The 16,869-nt window shown below is 50.4% G+C and carries 16 protein-coding genes; 7 read left to right on the top strand and 9 right to left on the bottom strand.

All coding sequences use genetic code 11. The annotated features are described in order from the left end of the window. Positions 1 to 16: 16 nt before the first annotated feature. The 3 genes from rpsF to upp form a co-directional block, all read right to left on the bottom strand. The gene (gene rpsF, locus EOE65_RS12000) at positions 17 to 433 is read right to left on the bottom strand and encodes a 30S ribosomal protein S6 (RefSeq protein WP_127694555.1); all 417 of its coding nucleotides are present in this window, start codon (positions 431 to 433) and stop codon (positions 17 to 19) included. A gap of 167 nt (positions 434 to 600) precedes the next feature. Beyond that, a complete protein-coding gene (locus tag EOE65_RS11995) occupies positions 601 to 1,887 on the bottom strand; it encodes a uracil-xanthine permease family protein (protein WP_127694554.1) in 1,287 nt (428 codons plus the stop codon). Between the two features lie 14 nt (positions 1,888 to 1,901). After that, on the bottom strand, positions 1,902 to 2,528 hold the full coding sequence (gene upp / locus EOE65_RS11990; RefSeq protein ID WP_127694553.1) for a uracil phosphoribosyltransferase: 627 nt from the start codon (positions 2,526 to 2,528) through the stop codon (positions 1,902 to 1,904). Positions 2,529 to 2,740: 212 nt separating this feature from the next. On the opposite strand from upp, the gene EOE65_RS11985 reads away from it, so the two are divergent. Beyond that, positions 2,741 to 3,301: a hypoxanthine-guanine phosphoribosyltransferase gene (locus EOE65_RS11985; protein ID WP_127694552.1), complete on the top strand. Its 561-nt coding sequence runs from the start codon at positions 2,741 to 2,743 to the stop codon at positions 3,299 to 3,301. A 270-nt stretch (positions 3,302 to 3,571) separates the two neighbouring features. On the opposite strand, the gene EOE65_RS11980 is transcribed toward EOE65_RS11985, so the two are convergent. Continuing rightward, positions 3,572 to 4,489 carry a DMT family transporter gene (locus tag EOE65_RS11980; protein WP_127694551.1) on the bottom strand — a complete coding sequence of 306 codons (918 nt, stop codon included), beginning with the start codon at positions 4,487 to 4,489 and terminating at the stop codon, positions 3,572 to 3,574. Between the two features lie 236 nt (positions 4,490 to 4,725). Here EOE65_RS11980 and EOE65_RS11975 point away from each other — a divergent pair, with 236 nt between their 5' ends. Then, positions 4,726 to 5,769 (top strand): bifunctional transcriptional activator/DNA repair enzyme AdaA, encoded by a 1,044-nt coding sequence (locus EOE65_RS11975; RefSeq protein ID WP_240656983.1) that lies wholly within the window; start codon positions 4,726 to 4,728, stop codon positions 5,767 to 5,769. Between the two features lie 207 nt (positions 5,770 to 5,976). On the opposite strand, the gene EOE65_RS11970 is transcribed toward EOE65_RS11975, so the two are convergent. Then, the gene (locus EOE65_RS11970; RefSeq protein WP_127694549.1) at positions 5,977 to 6,639 is read right to left on the bottom strand and encodes a phosphoglycolate phosphatase; all 663 of its coding nucleotides are present in this window, start codon (positions 6,637 to 6,639) and stop codon (positions 5,977 to 5,979) included. Beyond that, a complete protein-coding gene (rpe, locus tag EOE65_RS11965) occupies positions 6,636 to 7,310 on the bottom strand; it encodes a ribulose-phosphate 3-epimerase (RefSeq protein WP_127694548.1) in 675 nt (224 codons plus the stop codon). Before rpe ends, EOE65_RS11970 begins: the two co-directional genes overlap by 4 nt. A gap of 110 nt (positions 7,311 to 7,420) precedes the next feature. Here rpe and EOE65_RS11960 point away from each other — a divergent pair, with 110 nt between their 5' ends. Then, positions 7,421 to 8,575 carry a DUF3530 family protein gene (locus EOE65_RS11960; RefSeq protein ID WP_127694547.1) on the top strand — a complete coding sequence of 385 codons (1,155 nt, stop codon included), beginning with the start codon at positions 7,421 to 7,423 and terminating at the stop codon, positions 8,573 to 8,575. Positions 8,576 to 8,599: 24 nt separating this feature from the next. Here EOE65_RS11960 and djlA read toward each other — a convergent pair whose 3' ends face one another. Genes djlA through EOE65_RS11945 form a run of 3 tightly spaced genes read right to left on the bottom strand, consistent with a single transcriptional unit; the run spans position 8,600 to position 11,149 of the window. Next, positions 8,600 to 9,445, bottom strand: coding sequence for a co-chaperone DjlA (djlA, locus tag EOE65_RS11955; protein WP_127694546.1), 846 nt, complete (start codon positions 9,443 to 9,445; stop codon positions 8,600 to 8,602). Further along, a complete protein-coding gene (murU, locus tag EOE65_RS11950; RefSeq protein ID WP_127694545.1) occupies positions 9,435 to 10,124 on the bottom strand; it encodes an N-acetylmuramate alpha-1-phosphate uridylyltransferase MurU in 690 nt (229 codons plus the stop codon). Before murU ends, djlA begins: the two co-directional genes overlap by 11 nt. After that, on the bottom strand, positions 10,121 to 11,149 hold the full coding sequence (locus tag EOE65_RS11945; protein WP_127694544.1) for an aminoglycoside phosphotransferase family protein: 1,029 nt from the start codon (positions 11,147 to 11,149) through the stop codon (positions 10,121 to 10,123). The genes murU and EOE65_RS11945 overlap by 4 nt, the downstream gene beginning before the upstream one ends. A 115-nt stretch (positions 11,150 to 11,264) precedes the next feature. Here EOE65_RS11945 and EOE65_RS11940 point away from each other — a divergent pair, with 115 nt between their 5' ends. Genes EOE65_RS11940 through rsmA form a run of 4 tightly spaced genes read left to right on the top strand, consistent with a single transcriptional unit; the run spans position 11,265 to position 16,866 of the window. Next, complete coding sequence (locus EOE65_RS11940) at positions 11,265 to 13,778, top strand: LPS-assembly protein LptD (RefSeq protein ID WP_164847099.1); 2,514 nt, start codon at positions 11,265 to 11,267, stop codon at positions 13,776 to 13,778. After that, a complete protein-coding gene (locus EOE65_RS11935) occupies positions 13,765 to 15,060 on the top strand; it encodes a peptidylprolyl isomerase (protein WP_127694542.1) in 1,296 nt (431 codons plus the stop codon). The genes EOE65_RS11940 and EOE65_RS11935 overlap by 14 nt, the downstream gene beginning before the upstream one ends. After that, positions 15,060 to 16,079 (top strand): 4-hydroxythreonine-4-phosphate dehydrogenase PdxA, encoded by a 1,020-nt coding sequence (pdxA, locus tag EOE65_RS11930; RefSeq protein ID WP_127694541.1) that lies wholly within the window; start codon positions 15,060 to 15,062, stop codon positions 16,077 to 16,079. Before EOE65_RS11935 ends, pdxA begins: the two co-directional genes overlap by 1 nt. Further along, positions 16,057 to 16,866: a 16S rRNA (adenine(1518)-N(6)/adenine(1519)-N(6))-dimethyltransferase RsmA gene (gene rsmA / locus EOE65_RS11925; RefSeq protein WP_127694540.1), complete on the top strand. Its 810-nt coding sequence runs from the start codon at positions 16,057 to 16,059 to the stop codon at positions 16,864 to 16,866. Before pdxA ends, rsmA begins: the two co-directional genes overlap by 23 nt. The last annotated feature ends 3 nt before the right edge of the window (positions 16,867 to 16,869 follow it).

Here is a 16,869-nt window from a genome sequence, read left to right as displayed (position 1 = left end):
ATCTCCTCAAATTCTATTATTCAGCAGCTTCTTCAGAAGCGTTTTCTGCAGTTTCAGCTGCAGGTGCTGGTTTAGCTGCTTCTTCGTGACGACGAGGCTTACGCTCTTCGCGTGCTTCAGCCGCTTTGATTGGAGAAACTTCAGTGATAGCTTCTTTACGACGGATAGTCAGGTTACGCAGAACTGCATCGTTGTAGCGGAACATGTTTTCCAGCTCATCCAACGTCTCTTGGCCACATTCGATGTTCATAAGAATGTAGTGTGCTTTGTGAGCGTTGTTGATTGGGTAAGCCAGTTGGCGACGGCCCCAGTCTTCTAGACGGTGAACTGTACCTTCAGCGCTTTCGATAGCGTTAGTGTAACGCTCAACCATTGCTGGTACTTGTTCGCTCTGGTTCGGGTGAACCATGAATACGATTTCGTAATGACGCATTGTAGCTCCTTACGGTTTGTAGCCTTTGGACCTTAAAAAAGAGTACCAAAAGCAAGGAGGTTGATAGTATTTCTCAAAAAAGAGGCCGGGATTATACACAAACCCCGGCCTCTAAAACAAGTTAAGTCACACATTAGGGACCACTTATCGTCGTCCCAGCTATTTGCTTACTTACTGTGCTTCAAAATATCGTCTACTAAATCTTGCTCTTCATGCAGATCATCAGCTTCCGGTGCAGATACCGGTAGGATCAAATTCAATACAATCGCTACCAAACCACACAGGCTGATACCTTGCAGGCTGAAATCATTACCGCCCACAACCATGCCACCGATACCGAATACCAATACGGTCGCAACGATCACTAGATTACGCTGCTCGCCAAGGTCAACACGCGCTTTAATTAACGTGTTCAAACCCACGGCAGCAATTGATCCGAATAGCAAAATTAGGATGCCACCCATGACAGGCGTTGGAATCGTTTGCAGGAAGATGCCGAACTTCGCAACCAAAGCCATGATCACTGCAAACACAGCTGCCCAGATCATTACCTTTGGATTAAACGCTTTGGTCAGCATCACCGCACCGGTGACTTCGGAGTAAGTGGTATTTGGCGGACCACCTAGCAAAGCCGCTGCAGATGTCGCGACACCATCACCGAAGATCGTGCGATGCAGCCCCGGTTTTTTCACATAGTCTTTACCGGTCACATTGCTGATCGCCAAGATATCGCCGACATGCTCGATAGCCGGGGCAATCGCAACAGGTATCATGAAGAGTATTGCCTGCCAATTTAACGTTGGGAAGGTGAAGTTAGGCACAGCAAACAACGGCGCAGCTGCAACTTTATCAAAGCTCACCATTCCCATGCTCAGTGCAACGATGTAGCCAGCAGCCACACCGAACAAAATAGGCACTAGACGGAACATGCCTTTGGCATAGGACGCCACTAACAACGTTGTTACCAGCGATACCATCGAGACGATCATCGCATCTTGGTACGGAAACAGCTCAGCAGCGCCATCTCCTGTTTTACCCATCGCCATGTTAACGGCAACAGGTGCAAGACCAAGGCCGATCACCATAATAACCGGGCCGGTCACCACGGGAGGCATTAAGCGGTGCAGAAACCCGACACCTTTGAGCTTCACCAACGTACCTAACACCATGTAAACGATACCAGCGGCTAGCAAACCACCTAACGTATCGGATACACCCCATGTCTGTACGCTATAAAGGATAGGCGCGATAAATGCGAACGAGGATGCCAGGAAAATTGGCACCATACGTTTCGTGATAAATTGAAACAGCAGCGTACCAATACCTGCGGTAAAGAGCGCAACGCTTGGGTCAAGGCCAGTCAATAAAGGCATTAGCACGAGCGCCCCGAATGCTACAAAGAGCATTTGGGCACCGGCTAATGCCGTTTTAAATGTTGAGTCTTCCGTATTCATGATGTGGGGCTCTCTTACTTGGTGCCAAAGATTTTGTCGCCAGCATCCCCCAAACCAGGAATGATATAGCCCGCTTCGTTCAGATGGCTATCAATCGAGGCGGTGAACAACTCAACATCAGGATGTGCTTCTTGTACCTTTGCAATACCTTCAGGCGCTGCTACCAGCACCAGCGCACGGATACTCGTACAACCGGCATTTTTCAACATATCGATCGTTGATATCATAGAGCCACCCGTCGCAAGCATCGGGTCAACAATCAAAGCCATACGCTCTTCGATATCGTGCGCAAGCTTCTCAAAGTAAGGAACAGGCTCTAGCGTCTCTTCATCACGGTACAGACCCACCACACTGATCTTCGCACTTGGCACAAGATCAAGTACACCGTCTAGCATACCGATACCGGCACGCAGGATAGGCACTACAGTAAACTTCTTACCCTTAATGCGCTCCCCTTTGATAGGACCACACCAACCTTCGAGGTCATACTCTTCCAGTTCTAGGTCTTTGGTTGCTTCGTAAGTTAGCAGCGCACCCACCTCGGCTGCCAGTTGTCGGAAGCTACGTGTGCTTTTATCGCCTTCGCGCATTAAGCTCAGCTTGTGACGTACTAATGGGTGTTTAATTTCTTGGACGCTCATTCTCAATCTCTTTTGGCCTGCGATGCGATTCCCGGCACCATTTTTTCCAAACAATCCTCAGGGCGAAATAGTAAAGAAACCTGACTCAGATGTCATGATTCCTTGTTTAGATCTTGCCCTTTTTTCGCAGGATGAGTAGAGTTTCGCCGATTAAACCTCCTGTTTTAATCACATGGTTGCCTTGGTAGCCAAAACATAGCGGTACAGACACAATGCCGAAAACCGATATTGACCATATCAAACAAGTTTACTCAGACGCCGATTTGCTATTCAGCGAGGCGGAGATTGAAGCCTCAATTAACACAATGGCGGCTGAAATTACGGCATCATGGAAAGATAAAAACCCGGTTATTTTCAGCATCATGAACGGCGGCCTCGTAATCGGTGGCAAGCTCCTCACCAAATTGGATTTCCCACTAGAAGCGGGTTATATGCACGCCACGCGCTATCGCAACACTACGTCTGGGCATGAGCTAGAGTGGAAAGTTCCGCCGATGATCGACTTTACCGGACGCCCAGTGCTTATCGTTGACGATATTCTTGACGAAGGCCATACGCTGGTTGAGATCATCAACTACTGCCAAGCCAAAGGTGCGAGTGAGGTGAAAACTGCGGTACTCGTAGACAAACTACATGATCGTAAAGCGACTCCGGGCCTAAAGCCTGATTTTGCCGCACTTGAGGTCGAAGACCGTTACATCTTCGGCTACGGCATGGACTACCACGGGTACTGGCGTAACGCACCCGGCATTTATGCGGTTAAAGGGCTGTAATTCACACCTACCCCAAAAAGATACCACCTATGGTGCGCTCACAAGGCAGTGGTATCCGCTTGATCTGATGTATCCAGTGACTGAATAGATATTGCCTAAGGAGGTAGCTAAAACCTACCTCCTCAAAGCCGAAGCTTTTAGAACTGCTCACCCGATAGACTCTCATTTCAAGCCTCCGATATACCCTAACGAAATACACGTCTAGGAAAAGACGCACTAGCCGATACCGTGAAGCTGACCGTGCATCCCAGAGAGTACTAACAGACTTCGTTAAGCGTTAGTTTTTCGCATCCATATACGTCCATCAACTACTGATAGGCCAAGCGCGATCAAACCCATACCGAAAAAATGTTCCATCGCTAACGTTTCATCAAGAAACAACCAGCCGAGAAATATCGCAGACACTGGGATCAAAAGAGTAACAAGCAACAGATTTGTTGCTCCTGAGGACTCGAGTATCCTGAAGTACAACACATAGGCAATAGCCGTAGAGAATACAGCCAACCCAGCAATCGCCAACCATACTTCGGCGCTGATACGGTCAAACTCAGCCCCAGTTTCAACGAGCATACAGATGGGGAGAATCACGAAAAAAGATGCTGTTACTTGTCCTGCAGCCGTGATTATTGGGTGTATTGACATCGCTTTAAAGCGTCTTCCATAGACACCAGCAAAAGCATAGGATAACGCCGCGGCGATAATGGCTAGTTGCGCCAAAAAGCTATTTTCATCGTTAGCATTTGGTATACCCAAAACCATCACAACACCTAAAAAACCAATGATTACACCTAGAAGTTTTAAAAGCGTTGCCCTCTCGTCGCTTAGCACTACTCCAGCTACAACCACGGTAAATATTGGTGTTGAAGCATTGAGAATTGATGCCACCCCTGACGCAATTTGAGTCTGTCCCCATACAATGAGCGTGAAGGGAATAACATTATTCAGAATACCCATGCATAAGAACGCGCCGAGCAACTTTAGATCAACAACGGGAAATAACTTCATAAAAAAAACTATTGCCCACAGGACACTCGCTGCGATACCTAACCTTAATGCCACAATCGTCAACGGCTGAAGCTCTAGCACAGCGACACCGATAAAGAAAAACGACCCTCCCCAAAGTAGTGAAAGAGTCAAAAGCATTAACCACTCACGAACCCCCATGAGTGTATTAACCGGTGAAACCATGACTATCTCCTTTATCAATATTTCAGGTTTTAGCCAGACTATTACTCAACAATGCCGGATAACATCCGTTTCTTGCACTGTGCCACCATACGCCCTAGGCAATGACGAACAACCCCGCACAGAGCTTCGAGTTTTAGCGCAATAATCGGATATTCATTTCGTGTGATAAATGGTTACATGCCTGAATACTGAGGAACTACGAAGGTCACATCATGACATTGCCACCGGATCGCGTTATGAAAGAAGCGATATCATCTAAGGACCCATCCCGCGATGGCCAGTTTTTTTATGGGATGGTCGGTACAGGTATTTTTTGCAAGCCGTCATGCACATCAAACCAAATCGATTTAGAGAAGCTTGAGTTTTTTCGGACGATTAAAGACGCCACACAAGCCGGCTACCAGCCTTGCAAGGCTTGTCTGCTCAACCCTGACTGGGCAGGAAGCATAAGCTTGATCAAAATCGCCCGCTATATCGAAGACCATGCCGATGAAAAACTGACGCTATCGAGCCTGTCAGGTATGGCAGGAGTGTCACCATCAAGATTGCAACGTGCCTTCAAGAAGGCGTTTGGTGTTTCACCAAAGTCCTACCAAGATGCCATTCGTATTCAGATGTTTAAGTACTTTCTAAGAAAAAAGAGCGGCAGTATAACCGAGGCCATTTATGATTCTGGCTTTGGTTCCATCAGCCGTGTATACGGTGAAGAGTCGCGCAGCCTTGGTATGCAACCAAAATCATACAAAGCGGGGGGAGCGGGAGAGGTTATCTTCTACGCCTGTCGTGACACCACATACGGTTTGGTTCTTATGGCTGCAACCGGTAAAGGGGTATGTTTCCTTCAATTTGGACAGCAAAAGCAATCTTTGCTCACTGCACTTTCAACAGAATTTCCCAAAGCTGAGTTGATCTGCTCGCCCGCTCAAGAAGCACCGGAGCTAGACAATTGGATAGATGCTGTGAACTTACATTTGAGCAATGGTGCGCCAAAGCCCGACCTACCACTTGATATGCAAGGTACAGCCTTCCAAATCAAAGTTTGGAAGTTCCTTTTGAGCATCAAAGAGGGGGATACACTAAGCTATGGTGAGGTAGCTAATCAAATCGGTAGGCCCACGGCCTTCCGCTCCGTCGCTACTGCTTGCGCGAAAAATCGTATCGCGGTTTTAATTCCTTGCCACAGAGTATTGAGAGGTGACGGCAGCCTTGGAGGTTATAGATGGGGCTCCGAACGTAAACAAGCACTATTGGATATGGAAAAACAACGTCAGAGAGACTAACAACCTTATCCTCATACCATGAAGACCTATCTCGTAACGTTATGCCAATAGAATTTAGACAGTACCTTTGCGCTAGGGTCTTCATCCGGCTTAATTCACCCCATTAAAGCCACCTATATGGTTTCCTAATAAAAAATACCTAACACATGGCTAGGTATTTTTTAAGAGATGATAGAAGACGAGAGCTTTAGCAATAAGCGCCCTTATTCAAAGTAACTCATCAAGGCGATCAACGATTTTATCAGGCCCTGTCGCTTCTATCGGCTCCCCATGGTTATAACCATAGGTAACCGCCACAACCTTACAACCCGCTGCGCGAGCAGCTGCAACATCATTAATCGAATCCCCCACCATGAGGGTTCTGTCCGCAGAGACTTGATGAGTTTCCATCACATTGAGTAATGGCATCGGCGCCGGCTTTTTCTGAGCAAAACTATCGCCGCCAACAACAGCACTGAAGTAATGATCGATCTTAAGCGCAGCCAACAAAGGGTGAGTCAGAGCAATCGGTTTATTAGTGACCACAGCCATCGGTACTCCTAGCTGCTTAAGCCCCGATAACAATGGCTCCACCCCCTTATAAAGGTAACTCGCGCCAGCTAAATTCCCCTCATAATGATGCAGAAAGCACGCCAGCGCATCAGCCACGCTAACTTCGCTTAAATCCGCCCAGCTCAGAGCACGCTCGACTAGCGTTTGCGCGCCATTCCCGACCCATGTCTCGACACGCTGCTGACCCGCCACATCACTACCGAACTGCGCCAGCATCGCATCCACAGCAGCGGCAAGATCCGGAACGCTATCTACCAAGGTGCCATCTAAATCAAACAGCACTAGATCCGGCCACTGGCCATCAAACAGTGTTTTCATCGTGTGACTTTGGCAAGCTCGGCGCGCATCGCATCGATCGTGCTTTGATAGTCATCGGTATTAAAAATGGCAGATCCAGCAACAAAAGTATCTGCGCCGGCTTGTGCGATCTCAGCAATATTGCCAACACCCACGCCACCATCAACTTCCAAGCGAATATCATACCCACTAGCGTCGATTAGCTCACGCGCTTGGCGCAGCTTGTCTAGTGTTCCTGGGATAAACTTCTGCCCCCCAAACCCTGGGTTAACGGACATCAGCAAGATCATGTCGACCTTATCCATAACATGGTCAAGGTAATGCAGTGGCGTTGCGGGGTTGAATACCAAACCCGACTTACATCCGCCATCACGGATCATCTGCAAGGAGCGATCAATATGCTCAGACGCTTCTGGGTGGAAGGTGATGTAACTTGCACCCGCTTCAATAAAGTCGCCAATCATGCGATCAACCGGTTTTACCATCAGATGTACATCAATCGGCGCTGTCACGCCATGATTGCGCAACGCCTTACACACCATCGGCCCAATCGTTAAGTTAGGCACATAGTGATTATCCATCACATCAAAGTGCACAATATCCGCGCCTGCAGCGAGAACGTTATCAACTTCTTCCCCTAATCGAGCGAAGTCCGCAGAAAGGATAGAGGGTGCGATCAGAAAATCGGTCATAATAGAGCGAGCCTTGAGAGTCTGTGGATTTAAGGCCACTATTGTACCCAAGCTCGCTCAGTTGAGGGAGTCATTTGCCCATAGATTTAAGAGATTAACGACACACGATCATGAAACAACGCGGCGTTCTGACCTCATCTTTTCTGTTTCTATTATGCTCGCTCGCAAGCGTCGTATCGTTCGCAGAGACTCCCGTCGCAGATGATGACGCCACTGCAGAGGTCACAGAGGAAGCCAGCACGCCCGCGACACCGCCGCCACCCAGAACAGAACCAACCCCTTTCACCTCGCTTCAAGCTGACTTAGAGCGGCAACTGGCCGACCCACTCAGCGAAGTCATTGTGATTGAGCAGAATGACGAGCGCTTTCCAGCCTTCTACCGAGACCGTGAAACAACCGAGGCCAAAGGTGCTCTACTTATCATGGCGGATGACACTCAGCACCAGCGCTGGCCCTTGATTGCTGAGGCGCTACGTTCACAACTACCGGCATATGGCTGGGCGACGCTAGCACTACCGCTGCCCCGCCCAATAGAACCCGCTATCCCCGAGCGCACGTTACCGGTTCTCAAGCTTATCAAACGTCAACCCGCAGACGCGCCCAGCGAAGAAGCAGAAGCAACAGAAGAGCCGACACCTAGCACCGACGAAGCGCCGAGTGCGCCTAACGCAGCGACCACATCAGAACCTAACGAGAGTGAAGAGAAACCAGCACAAACATCAGATCGCGCTGAAAAAATTCTCGCTTTAACCAATAGTGCCTTGGATGAACTCTTTAAGCGCGAGGCTCAACGCGTGGTAATTGTAGGTATCGGTTCGGGGGCTACATGGGCGGCAGGTATTGCAGAGGCCATTCAAGGTGAGAAAAATATCCGTTTAATGCTGATCAACCCGATGGCGTCAGCTGATATCAGCGCTCCCAACTTACAAGCAGTCATTCCAAAGTTAAAGCTCACCACCATTGAGCTCTACAGCGCAACACCACCAAGCAATCGACTCGCGCCTAATACATTCGACGCAAAGCAGCGTTTAATTGCAGCAAAGCGTAACGAGCTCAACAACTACCACCAGATACGGCTACCTAAAGTGACGACAACCTCACAAGGTGAAGCATGGCTGGTACGCTACACCCGTGGTGTTTTAGAGAAACATATCGTTGCCGCTGAGCGCGACAAAAAGAAAGTGACCCGCAAAGCCGATCCAGCACCAACAACGGAGCTACGCCCTGGCAGCGCGGCTCCGCCAACTAAAGACGACGCCATTTAACATCATCTTCAGTGGCTCAAAACATCAAGCGGCTTTGCGTGCCGTTTTAATACGATCGTATGCGGCTTGGATCTCTTGCGTTTTTTCCTTGGCAAGATCCATCATTTCCGGCGGCAGCCCCTTGGCAACCAACTTATCCGGATGGTGCTGGCTCATCAGCTTACGATACGCTTGTTTCACCTCTTTATCGCTGGCAGCTTCCGCTACTCCGAGCACCCCATAGGCCTCTTTCAGCAGTTCAGCGGGTGAAACACCGGGCTGATAGTGGCCATGGTAACTTTGCTGATGAAATGCTTGCTGCGCCTGCATACGCGCGAGCAGTGCCGCCATCTCAGGACCAGACATCTTCAACAAAGCACAGACCTGTTGCAGTACTGCTTGTTCGGCTTGGGAGATCTCACCATCAGCCATAGCTGCCTGTAGTTGGATCTCTAGGAACATGATTTTGATCTCAGGGCGTGCCTGCACTAAACGCGAAAGCGGCGTGAGCACCTGGGCAATATCAAACTGCTCATCCTTACCTTCGGTGAAGCAGTCGATGGCTTCTTTCCGCTTTTCGGGGCTGAGATTCATCCGCGCCATCACATCTTTCGCGTATTGGATCTCTGTTTCGCTGACCCGACCATCCGCCTTAGCGATCTTTCCCATCACGCAGAAGGTTGCTTTAAAGAAGATCGCCTGCGGAGAATAGCCGCCTGTCAAAAAGCTCACTAACGCTTTCGCCAGCAATGCAGCCACGGCTGCGCCGATAAAGAGGCCGGGCAAACCACCCGAAATAAGACCGATGAGGCCACCAACGATCAGGCTCCCTCGGTACTTACGCACCACCTCGCCCGCTTGCTGGCCCAGTGCTTGTGGATCAAAACTCATACTTTTCCTCATTTACCATCATCGTTGCCTGAGATAACCGCTCAGGTGTACCGACATCTATCCACGCTCCTTTATGATGCTCACCGCTTACCTCACCCCGTGTAATCGCCGCCCGCAGTAGCGGACCTAACGGAAATGCTCCGCCTTGTTGACCGGAAAAAAGCGTGGGATTTAGTACGCTCACACCCGAGAATGTTAGCAAAGGCTCACGATCCATGACTCGACCGACCGAGCTCAACCCAAAATCGCCGCCTAGATGATGCTCAGGGTTATCGACCAACACCAAATGAGCAGACGCATCATAACGCGTTGCGTGCTCGCACACTGCGTTAAAATCGATATCCGTCAGTACATCACCATTGATCACAAGAAAGGACTCGCCGCTTGGTGACAGCCAACTCAGCGCTTTAAAGATACCGCCACCTGTTTCTAAGGGCTCACCTTCTCTTGAGTAAGTAATATTGAGCTCCCAGCGGCTACCATCACCCAACGCGCTTTCAAGCTTGTCGCCAAGCCACGCGTGATTGATCAAGACCTCACAAAAGCCCGCTTTCGCGAGCTTTTCTAAGTGATACTCGATAAGCGGCTTATCAGCGACAGGAACAAGAGGCTTTGGTGTGTGCAGAGTGAACGGACGCAGCCGAGTACCTAATCCGGCAGCGAGGATCATTGCTCTCATAGATAGGGATCCACCGACAGGTCTTTGTCCGACATCGCGGGTAGAATACGGGTAGTCAGAAGCTCGGCAAACGGATGCAGCGTTTCGTAGCGTTTGACTACTTTAACCACATATCCCATCGTGCGCGGAATATCTTGCAAATAGCCGTGTTTGTTATCACGGATGCTTAAGCGTGCAAAGATGCCAATCGCTTTCAGGTGGCGCTGTGTACCCATCAAATCAAACCACTGAGCAAACACCCCCGCCGGTACATCTTTGATCAAAGCTGCACTCTGCGCCTGCAGGCGGTAACTTTCCACCCAACTGTAAACATATTCATCCGGCCAGCAAACGTAGCAGTCACGTAGTAAAGAAACGAGATCGTAGGTGATCGGGCCATACACGGCATCTTGGAAATCGATCACACCAAAACTGTCATCTTCTTTCAGCATGAGATTGCGCGAATGATAATCCCGGTGTACCACTACAGCCGGTTGCTCTAACGCACTTTCCTGCAAGGCGTGGAAAGCCGCTGCAATGCAGTCATGTTCAGCTTGAGTCAGATTTAACGCGAGGAACTCCTCAACAAACCATGTGCTAAACAGCAGCATTTCCCGCTGCAATAGAACGGCATCATAAGGAGGAAGATCACCTCGCTCGAGTGTCTGAATCTTTAATAGTTCTGCCATTGCTGAGCGATAGAGGGCATCAACCGAATCGTTCGTGAGCGCTGGCAGCAGCAGACGATCACCGAAATCTTCCAACAGCATATAACCCTGTTCAAGGTCAGCCGCGATCACCTCCGGCACTGATATGCCCGCCTCACGCCAGCTATTGGCGATCTGTACAAAAATATCACTCGCCTCTTTTTCTGGCGGTGCGTCAACAGCAATCCAATTACCAGAGCCACTGCTTACACGAAAGTAACGTCTAAAACTCGCATCACCAGATACAGGCTTAACATCCCAGCCGCCTTGAATCGGCAGACGGTTCTCTGCTTCTAACTTTTCAACCCATGCTAACAAGCCTGATAAACGCTGCCCCATCCTGTGGTTTCCTCTAGCACAACTAACTATGAATGTTTATTATTCCAGACTCTATAACTTACTCAACCGAAGAATAAAGAGTTTCCTGCTCTTTACCCAGCTATTGGAACATTGGATGCCGTTTCAGAAAGTCCGCGCTCATAAGCTAACGCTCGCGATTACTGCTGCTCTTTTATCTCAATCAGAACTTGCTACCGCAGCCAACGCTGGTTGGGACTGCGAGGCGGTCGATGGTAGCTGGAGTTGCGCTGAAAAGTCCTCCCAAGCACTGGGTGCTCCCAGACAAACCACAGCGGCACCGGCTCAAGCACCGGCGAACCCCACCAGCACTAACGGCCAATCAGCGGTTGCAGCACCAGCTGTATCAAGCGCCGCTAAACCAACGGTACAGCCAGCAGCAACACAGACAGCGCCAGCAACATCGCGCCAAGGCCGCTATTCGTATCTCGATTGGTACCCACAGCGCCGCGGAGATGGCCAACTCTGTGCAGGTCAATATATTCAGCCCGATCTACCTGAGGGCGATGGTACGCCGTTCTCCGAGCAACCCGTTGTTATTGATGCAGATAAAGGCATCGCTCAGCTAGGATTGGGTACAGAGTTGACCGGAAGTGTAAAAATCGTCCAAGGTCAGCGTAGCCTTTATAGCTCGTCAGCACTGATCGATCAGGAAACGGGGCAAATCACGTTGAGTGGCGGAGCAACCTATCGAGAACCCGGTATGCTCCTAACGGGTAAGCGTGCAGAGTCTAATACCAACACCGCGACCACCACGTTATACGATGCCGAGTACGTTCTACATGAGCAACGCATCCGCGGCTCCGTTGCGAAGGTATCTCGCAACGAAGACCGCACCATCACGATCACCGACGGCACCTATACACAGTGCCCGCCGGGGGTTGAATCATGGCAGGTAGCGGCGTCTGAAATTCAACTCGATCAAGCAAGTGGCTTTGGTCGTGCCGAGAACGCAACACTGCGCCTTGGTAATGTGCCGGTGCTTTATGTGCCGATATTTTATTTCCCGATCGATGATAAACGCCTATCAGGCTTTTTATACCCTTCGATCCGCTACACCAGTAGCGAGGGTTTGGAGCTATCCACCCCTTACTACTTCAATATCGCCCCTCATATGGACGATACCCTGACACCACGTTACTTCGAGAAGCGCGGCTTGATGCTTGAAAACGAGTTCCGTTACATGAACGAGTACTCACTCAACACTTTAAGCACCGCCGTTTTGCCGGATGATCGACGCTACGGAGATACACGGTGGCTGCTAGGCCTTGAACATGATGGCAAGCAAGGCGCGCACTGGCGTAGCAAAATCGACTACCTCGCGGTTAGCGACAACGACTATTTCGATGATGTGGGGTCCGGCCTAGACATCACCGAGCAAAGCCACCTGAATCGTTATGCGCGACTCTCCTATATAGAAAGCCAATGGCAAGCGCATATTGCATTGCAAAGCTACCAAACCATTGATGACACCTTGGCGCCCTATCGCCGTTTGCCCCAAATCAGCTTTATCGGCACACCCAATACAGGTAAATCTTGGCTGGATGCGCGCTACCTGATCGACTTCAACCGCTTTGATCGTGATCTCGATGGCTTAACCGGCGCAGACCGCATTATCGGCGACCGAATCCATTTCGAGCCTACGCTGACCGCCAGCTTCCGAAACCAATGGGGCTATGTGAAACCTTCGGCTAAGTTCTGGTATACACAGTACTCACTCGATAACCAACTAGCCGGTCTTGATGATACGCCATCCGTTGCAGTGCCTGTGCTGAGTATTGACTCCGGTGTTGTATTCGAGCGCGATACGCATATTATCGGTAACGATTATATGCAAACGCTCGAGCCACGCTTATTTGGCTTATACGTCCCAGAGAAAGACCAGTCACACATTCCTGACTTTGACTCAGCCGCCTACGACTTTAGCTACCGTTCGCTGTTTCGCTACAACCGTTTTAGTGGACAAGACCGCATTGGTGATGCTCAGCAGATATCCATGGGGGTTACCACTCGCTTAATTGATGACCAAGGCCGCGAAGCCGTCAGCGCGAGTGTTGGCCAAGCGTACTTCTTCGAGAAGCCGAGCGTAAAACTCAACGAAGAGGATGCGCACCTTATCGATGATAAGTTCAGCGATATCGCCACAACCGTCAACTGGCGACCAAACCAACGCGTCATTGCAACTTTTGATGCAAACTTCGATCACACCCAATTCCAGAACACGGAAAATAACTTTTCGGTGCGTTACGAAGAAGATATCAACCGTATCGCGAGCTTTAGCTACCGCTTTAAAGAGGATGTGCGTGAACAGAGTACCGCCTCTTTCATCTGGCCAGTTAATAACCGCTGGTCAACATTGGGCGTCTGGCAGTATGACTGGTTGAACGAAGACGATATCGACACAGCTTTCGGGGTTGAATATGAAAGCTGCTGCTGGCGTACACGCGTTATCGCGCGCCGCTGGTTGAAGGACAATGACGAGAAAGACAACTCTATCTACATCCAGTTTATGCTGAAGGGATTGGGCAACTTCGGAACCAGTGGTGGGTCCACCTTCTTAGAGAAGATCACAGGATTTGAACAGCGTGAAGAGAACAATGAGTATTATTAAGCAACTGCGCCGCTACAGCCTTGTCGCGATCACGTCGGCATTCATCGCCAGCCCTGCGGCCTATGCCGAGCGGATCGCCCTCGATGGCGTTGCTGCGATCGTAAATAACGACATCATCCTTGAGTCTGAGTTTACACAGCGCCTCGCTTTGGTGACTCAGCGCGTACAAGCGCGAGGGCAGCTTGTCCCCAATCCGCAAGTACTGCGCTCACAGGTGATGGATCGTCTCGTGCTTGATAGCTTGCTGAAACAGCTTGCAGAGCGCCAAGGTATCCGTATCTCGGATCGTCAGCTCAACCAAGCCGTTGAGTCGATCGCTTCACGCAACGGCATGACCGTGCCGCAGTTTCGCCAAGCACTCATTGCTGAAGGGCAGAATTACGAAGCCGCACGCGAACAGATCCGCAACGAAATGCTTGTGACCCAAGTCCAGCAAAGTAACGTCAACCGCCGTATTCGTGTTTCTGACCAAGAGATCCGCAACTATCTCAAGCAGAACTCGAATGCCAACCAACAGGTTGAAGTTCTATTGAGCATCATCCTTGCGGCTCTGCCGCAAGAGGCATCGCCGCAAGCGATTCAAGACGCGAAAACTCGCATTGACGAGATCGCTACAGAGTTACGTGCAGGCGCCGATTTTGCGGATGTTGCGATTGCATCCTCCGATGCCCCGAACGCACTCAACGGCGGTGATATGGGCTGGAGACGCCTGAATGAACTCCCAGAGCCCTTGGCTGAAGCGGTGGCCGACCTGAATAGCGGTGAGATCAGCACCCCGATTCGTGCGCCAAGCGGATTTTATATCGCACAAGTACGCGACACGCGCGGTGGCGCGGTAGAACTAGTTAATCAAACCAAAGTGCGCCACATTTTGATTAAGCCGAGCGAAATCCGCTCACCTGCGCAGGCTAAGCGCTTGATCGACCGTATCTACAACCGTCTACAACAAGGTGAGCCGTTTGATGAAATTGCCCGCGAACTGAGCGATGACAAAGGTAGCGGCTCTGAAGGCGGTGCGTTGGGCTGGGCGTCTCCAGGCCAAATGGTACCGGAGTTTGAACAGGTTATGACACGCTCTGAACCCGGCCAAATTAGTGAACCTTTCCAATCGCGTTTCGGTTGGCACATCCTCGAAGTTGAAGACCGCCGTACCAAAAACATGGGCGATGAGATGCAAGAGTCACAGGCCAAAGCCGCCATCAGTAAGCGTAAGTTTGATGAAGAACTTGCGAACTGGCTGCGCGAGCTGCGCTCACAAGCCTATGTTGAGATTAAGAACTGATGAGTCAATGTAAACGCATCGCTATTACCGTCGGAGAGCCGGCGGGCATCGGTCCAGACTTGGTTATCATGATTGCGCAACAGGCATATTCAGATGAGCTGATCGCCATTTGTGACCCAGAACTGCTGATCACAAGAGCACGCCAGCTCAACTTACCGATTGCGATAGAGCGCTGCACATTTGATACCGAACCGACGCCGCATATCCCTCGCACTATCAAGGTTTATCCGGTTGAACTGAAACGCCCTGCCGTTGCCGGTGAGCTTAACCCTGATAATGCAGCCTACGTCGTCGAGACATTGCGCATCGCGGCTGAAGAGAGCCTAGCTGGGCGCTTCGATGCCATCGTTACAGCACCGGTACACAAGGGTGTTATCAACGAGGGCGGTATTGCATTTACCGGGCATACTGAGTACTTCGAGGCGATCACACAAACACCTCAGGTTGTTATGATGCTGGCTACAGAGGGGCTTCGCGTGGCGCTTGTCACGACTCATCTGCCGCTATCGGCTGTATCTGCGGCGATCACACCTGAGCGTTTAACAGACGTAGTAACGGTGCTTCACACCTCGCTAAAGCAAGATTTTGGCATCGCTGATCCACATATTTTGGTGGCGGGCTTAAACCCCCACGCTGGCGAGAGTGGACACCTTGGGCACGAAGAGCAAACAACGATCGAGCCAACATTGGCAACGTTGCGGGCACAAGGCCTGAAACTGACTGGCCCATTGCCAGCCGATACCCTTTTTACACCCAAATACCTAGAAACCTGCGACGCTGCGCTTACGATGTATCACGACCAGGGCTTGCCCGTATTGAAGTACAAAGGTTTCGGAAACGCCGTAAACATCACCTTAGGTATGCCGATTATTCGAACCTCCGTTGATCATGGCACAGCCCTAGATTTGGCCGGAACCGGCCGAGCGGATGCAGGTAGCCTGCGTCTTGCTATCCAATATGCCAGCGATATGGCACGTAACAAAGCAAAGAGTATTCATGAGCGCCAAGAAACCCATTAAACACAAAGCGCGTAAACGCTTTGGCCAGAATTTCCTGCAAGACCAGGGCATTATTCGCCAGATCATTCGCTCAATTGCACCGCACCCGAGCGATCACATGGTGGAGATTGGCCCCGGCCTTGGCGCACTCACTGAAGAGATTTTGAGCGAAGCCGGCGCACTTGATGCGATTGAGCTAGACCGTGACCTGCCGCCCATCTTACGTACTAAATTTTTCCGCTACGAAGATAAGTTTCGCATCTTTGAAGCCGACGCCATGAAGTTTGACTTCAATGAACTGCGCCAAGATGATGATCGCCCACTGCGAATTGTTGGTAACTTGCCCTACAACATCTCGACTCAGCTCATTTTTCACTTGCTAAGTCACGCGGGTGATATTCTCGATATGCACTTCATGCTGCAAAAAGAGGTGGTTGACCGCCTCGCGGCGAAGCCCGGCGATAACAACTACGGCCGCCTAGGCATCATGGCGCAGTATTACTGTGACGTTGAGCCGCTGTTTATTGTACCGCCGGAAGCGTTCGACCCTATTCCGAAAGTGGATTCTGCCATTGTGCGCCTAACACCGCATAAAACGCTGCCTCATGTTGCACAGGATCTCACCATGTTGAAGCGAGTGGTCACCACCGCGTTCACCCAGCGCCGTAAAACTTTGCGCAACAATTTGAAAGAGCTGATCAGTGCAGATAAGCTTGAAGAGATCGGCATTGATCCGACATTACGTCCGGAACGCCTAACGATCGCCGACTTTATTGTGATCGCAGATCAACTTAGTTCAACGCAATAAGAG

This window comes from Neptunomonas marina, assembly GCF_004005935.1.
GTDB lineage: Bacteria > Pseudomonadota > Gammaproteobacteria > Pseudomonadales > Balneatricaceae > Neptunomonas > Neptunomonas marina.
This window is presented reverse-complemented; position numbering and strand designations above follow the sequence as displayed.

Coding starts and splice junctions, on each gene's coding strand:
- rpsF (WP_127694555.1), bottom strand. CDS start 433: ATGCGTCATTACGAAATCGTATTCATGGTTCACCCGAACCAGAGCGAA.
- EOE65_RS11995 (WP_127694554.1), bottom strand. CDS start 1,887: ATGAATACGGAAGACTCAACATTTAAAACGGCATTAGCCGGTGCCCAA.
- upp (WP_127694553.1), bottom strand. CDS start 2,528: ATGAGCGTCCAAGAAATTAAACACCCATTAGTACGTCACAAGCTGAGC.
- EOE65_RS11985 (WP_127694552.1), top strand. CDS start 2,741: ATGCCGAAAACCGATATTGACCATATCAAACAAGTTTACTCAGACGCC.
- EOE65_RS11980 (WP_127694551.1), bottom strand. CDS start 4,489: ATGGTTTCACCGGTTAATACACTCATGGGGGTTCGTGAGTGGTTAATG.
- EOE65_RS11975 (WP_240656983.1), top strand. CDS start 4,726: ATGAAAGAAGCGATATCATCTAAGGACCCATCCCGCGATGGCCAGTTT.
- EOE65_RS11970 (WP_127694549.1), bottom strand. CDS start 6,639: ATGAAAACACTGTTTGATGGCCAGTGGCCGGATCTAGTGCTGTTTGAT.
- rpe (WP_127694548.1), bottom strand. CDS start 7,310: ATGACCGATTTTCTGATCGCACCCTCTATCCTTTCTGCGGACTTCGCT.
- EOE65_RS11960 (WP_127694547.1), top strand. CDS start 7,421: ATGAAACAACGCGGCGTTCTGACCTCATCTTTTCTGTTTCTATTATGC.
- djlA (WP_127694546.1), bottom strand. CDS start 9,445: ATGAGTTTTGATCCACAAGCACTGGGCCAGCAAGCGGGCGAGGTGGTG.
- murU (WP_127694545.1), bottom strand. CDS start 10,124: ATGAGAGCAATGATCCTCGCTGCCGGATTAGGTACTCGGCTGCGTCCG.
- EOE65_RS11945 (WP_127694544.1), bottom strand. CDS start 11,149: ATGGGGCAGCGTTTATCAGGCTTGTTAGCATGGGTTGAAAAGTTAGAA.
- EOE65_RS11940 (WP_164847099.1), top strand. CDS start 11,265: ATGCCGTTTCAGAAAGTCCGCGCTCATAAGCTAACGCTCGCGATTACT.
- EOE65_RS11935 (WP_127694542.1), top strand. CDS start 13,765: ATGAGTATTATTAAGCAACTGCGCCGCTACAGCCTTGTCGCGATCACG.
- pdxA (WP_127694541.1), top strand. CDS start 15,060: ATGAGTCAATGTAAACGCATCGCTATTACCGTCGGAGAGCCGGCGGGC.
- rsmA (WP_127694540.1), top strand. CDS start 16,057: ATGAGCGCCAAGAAACCCATTAAACACAAAGCGCGTAAACGCTTTGGC.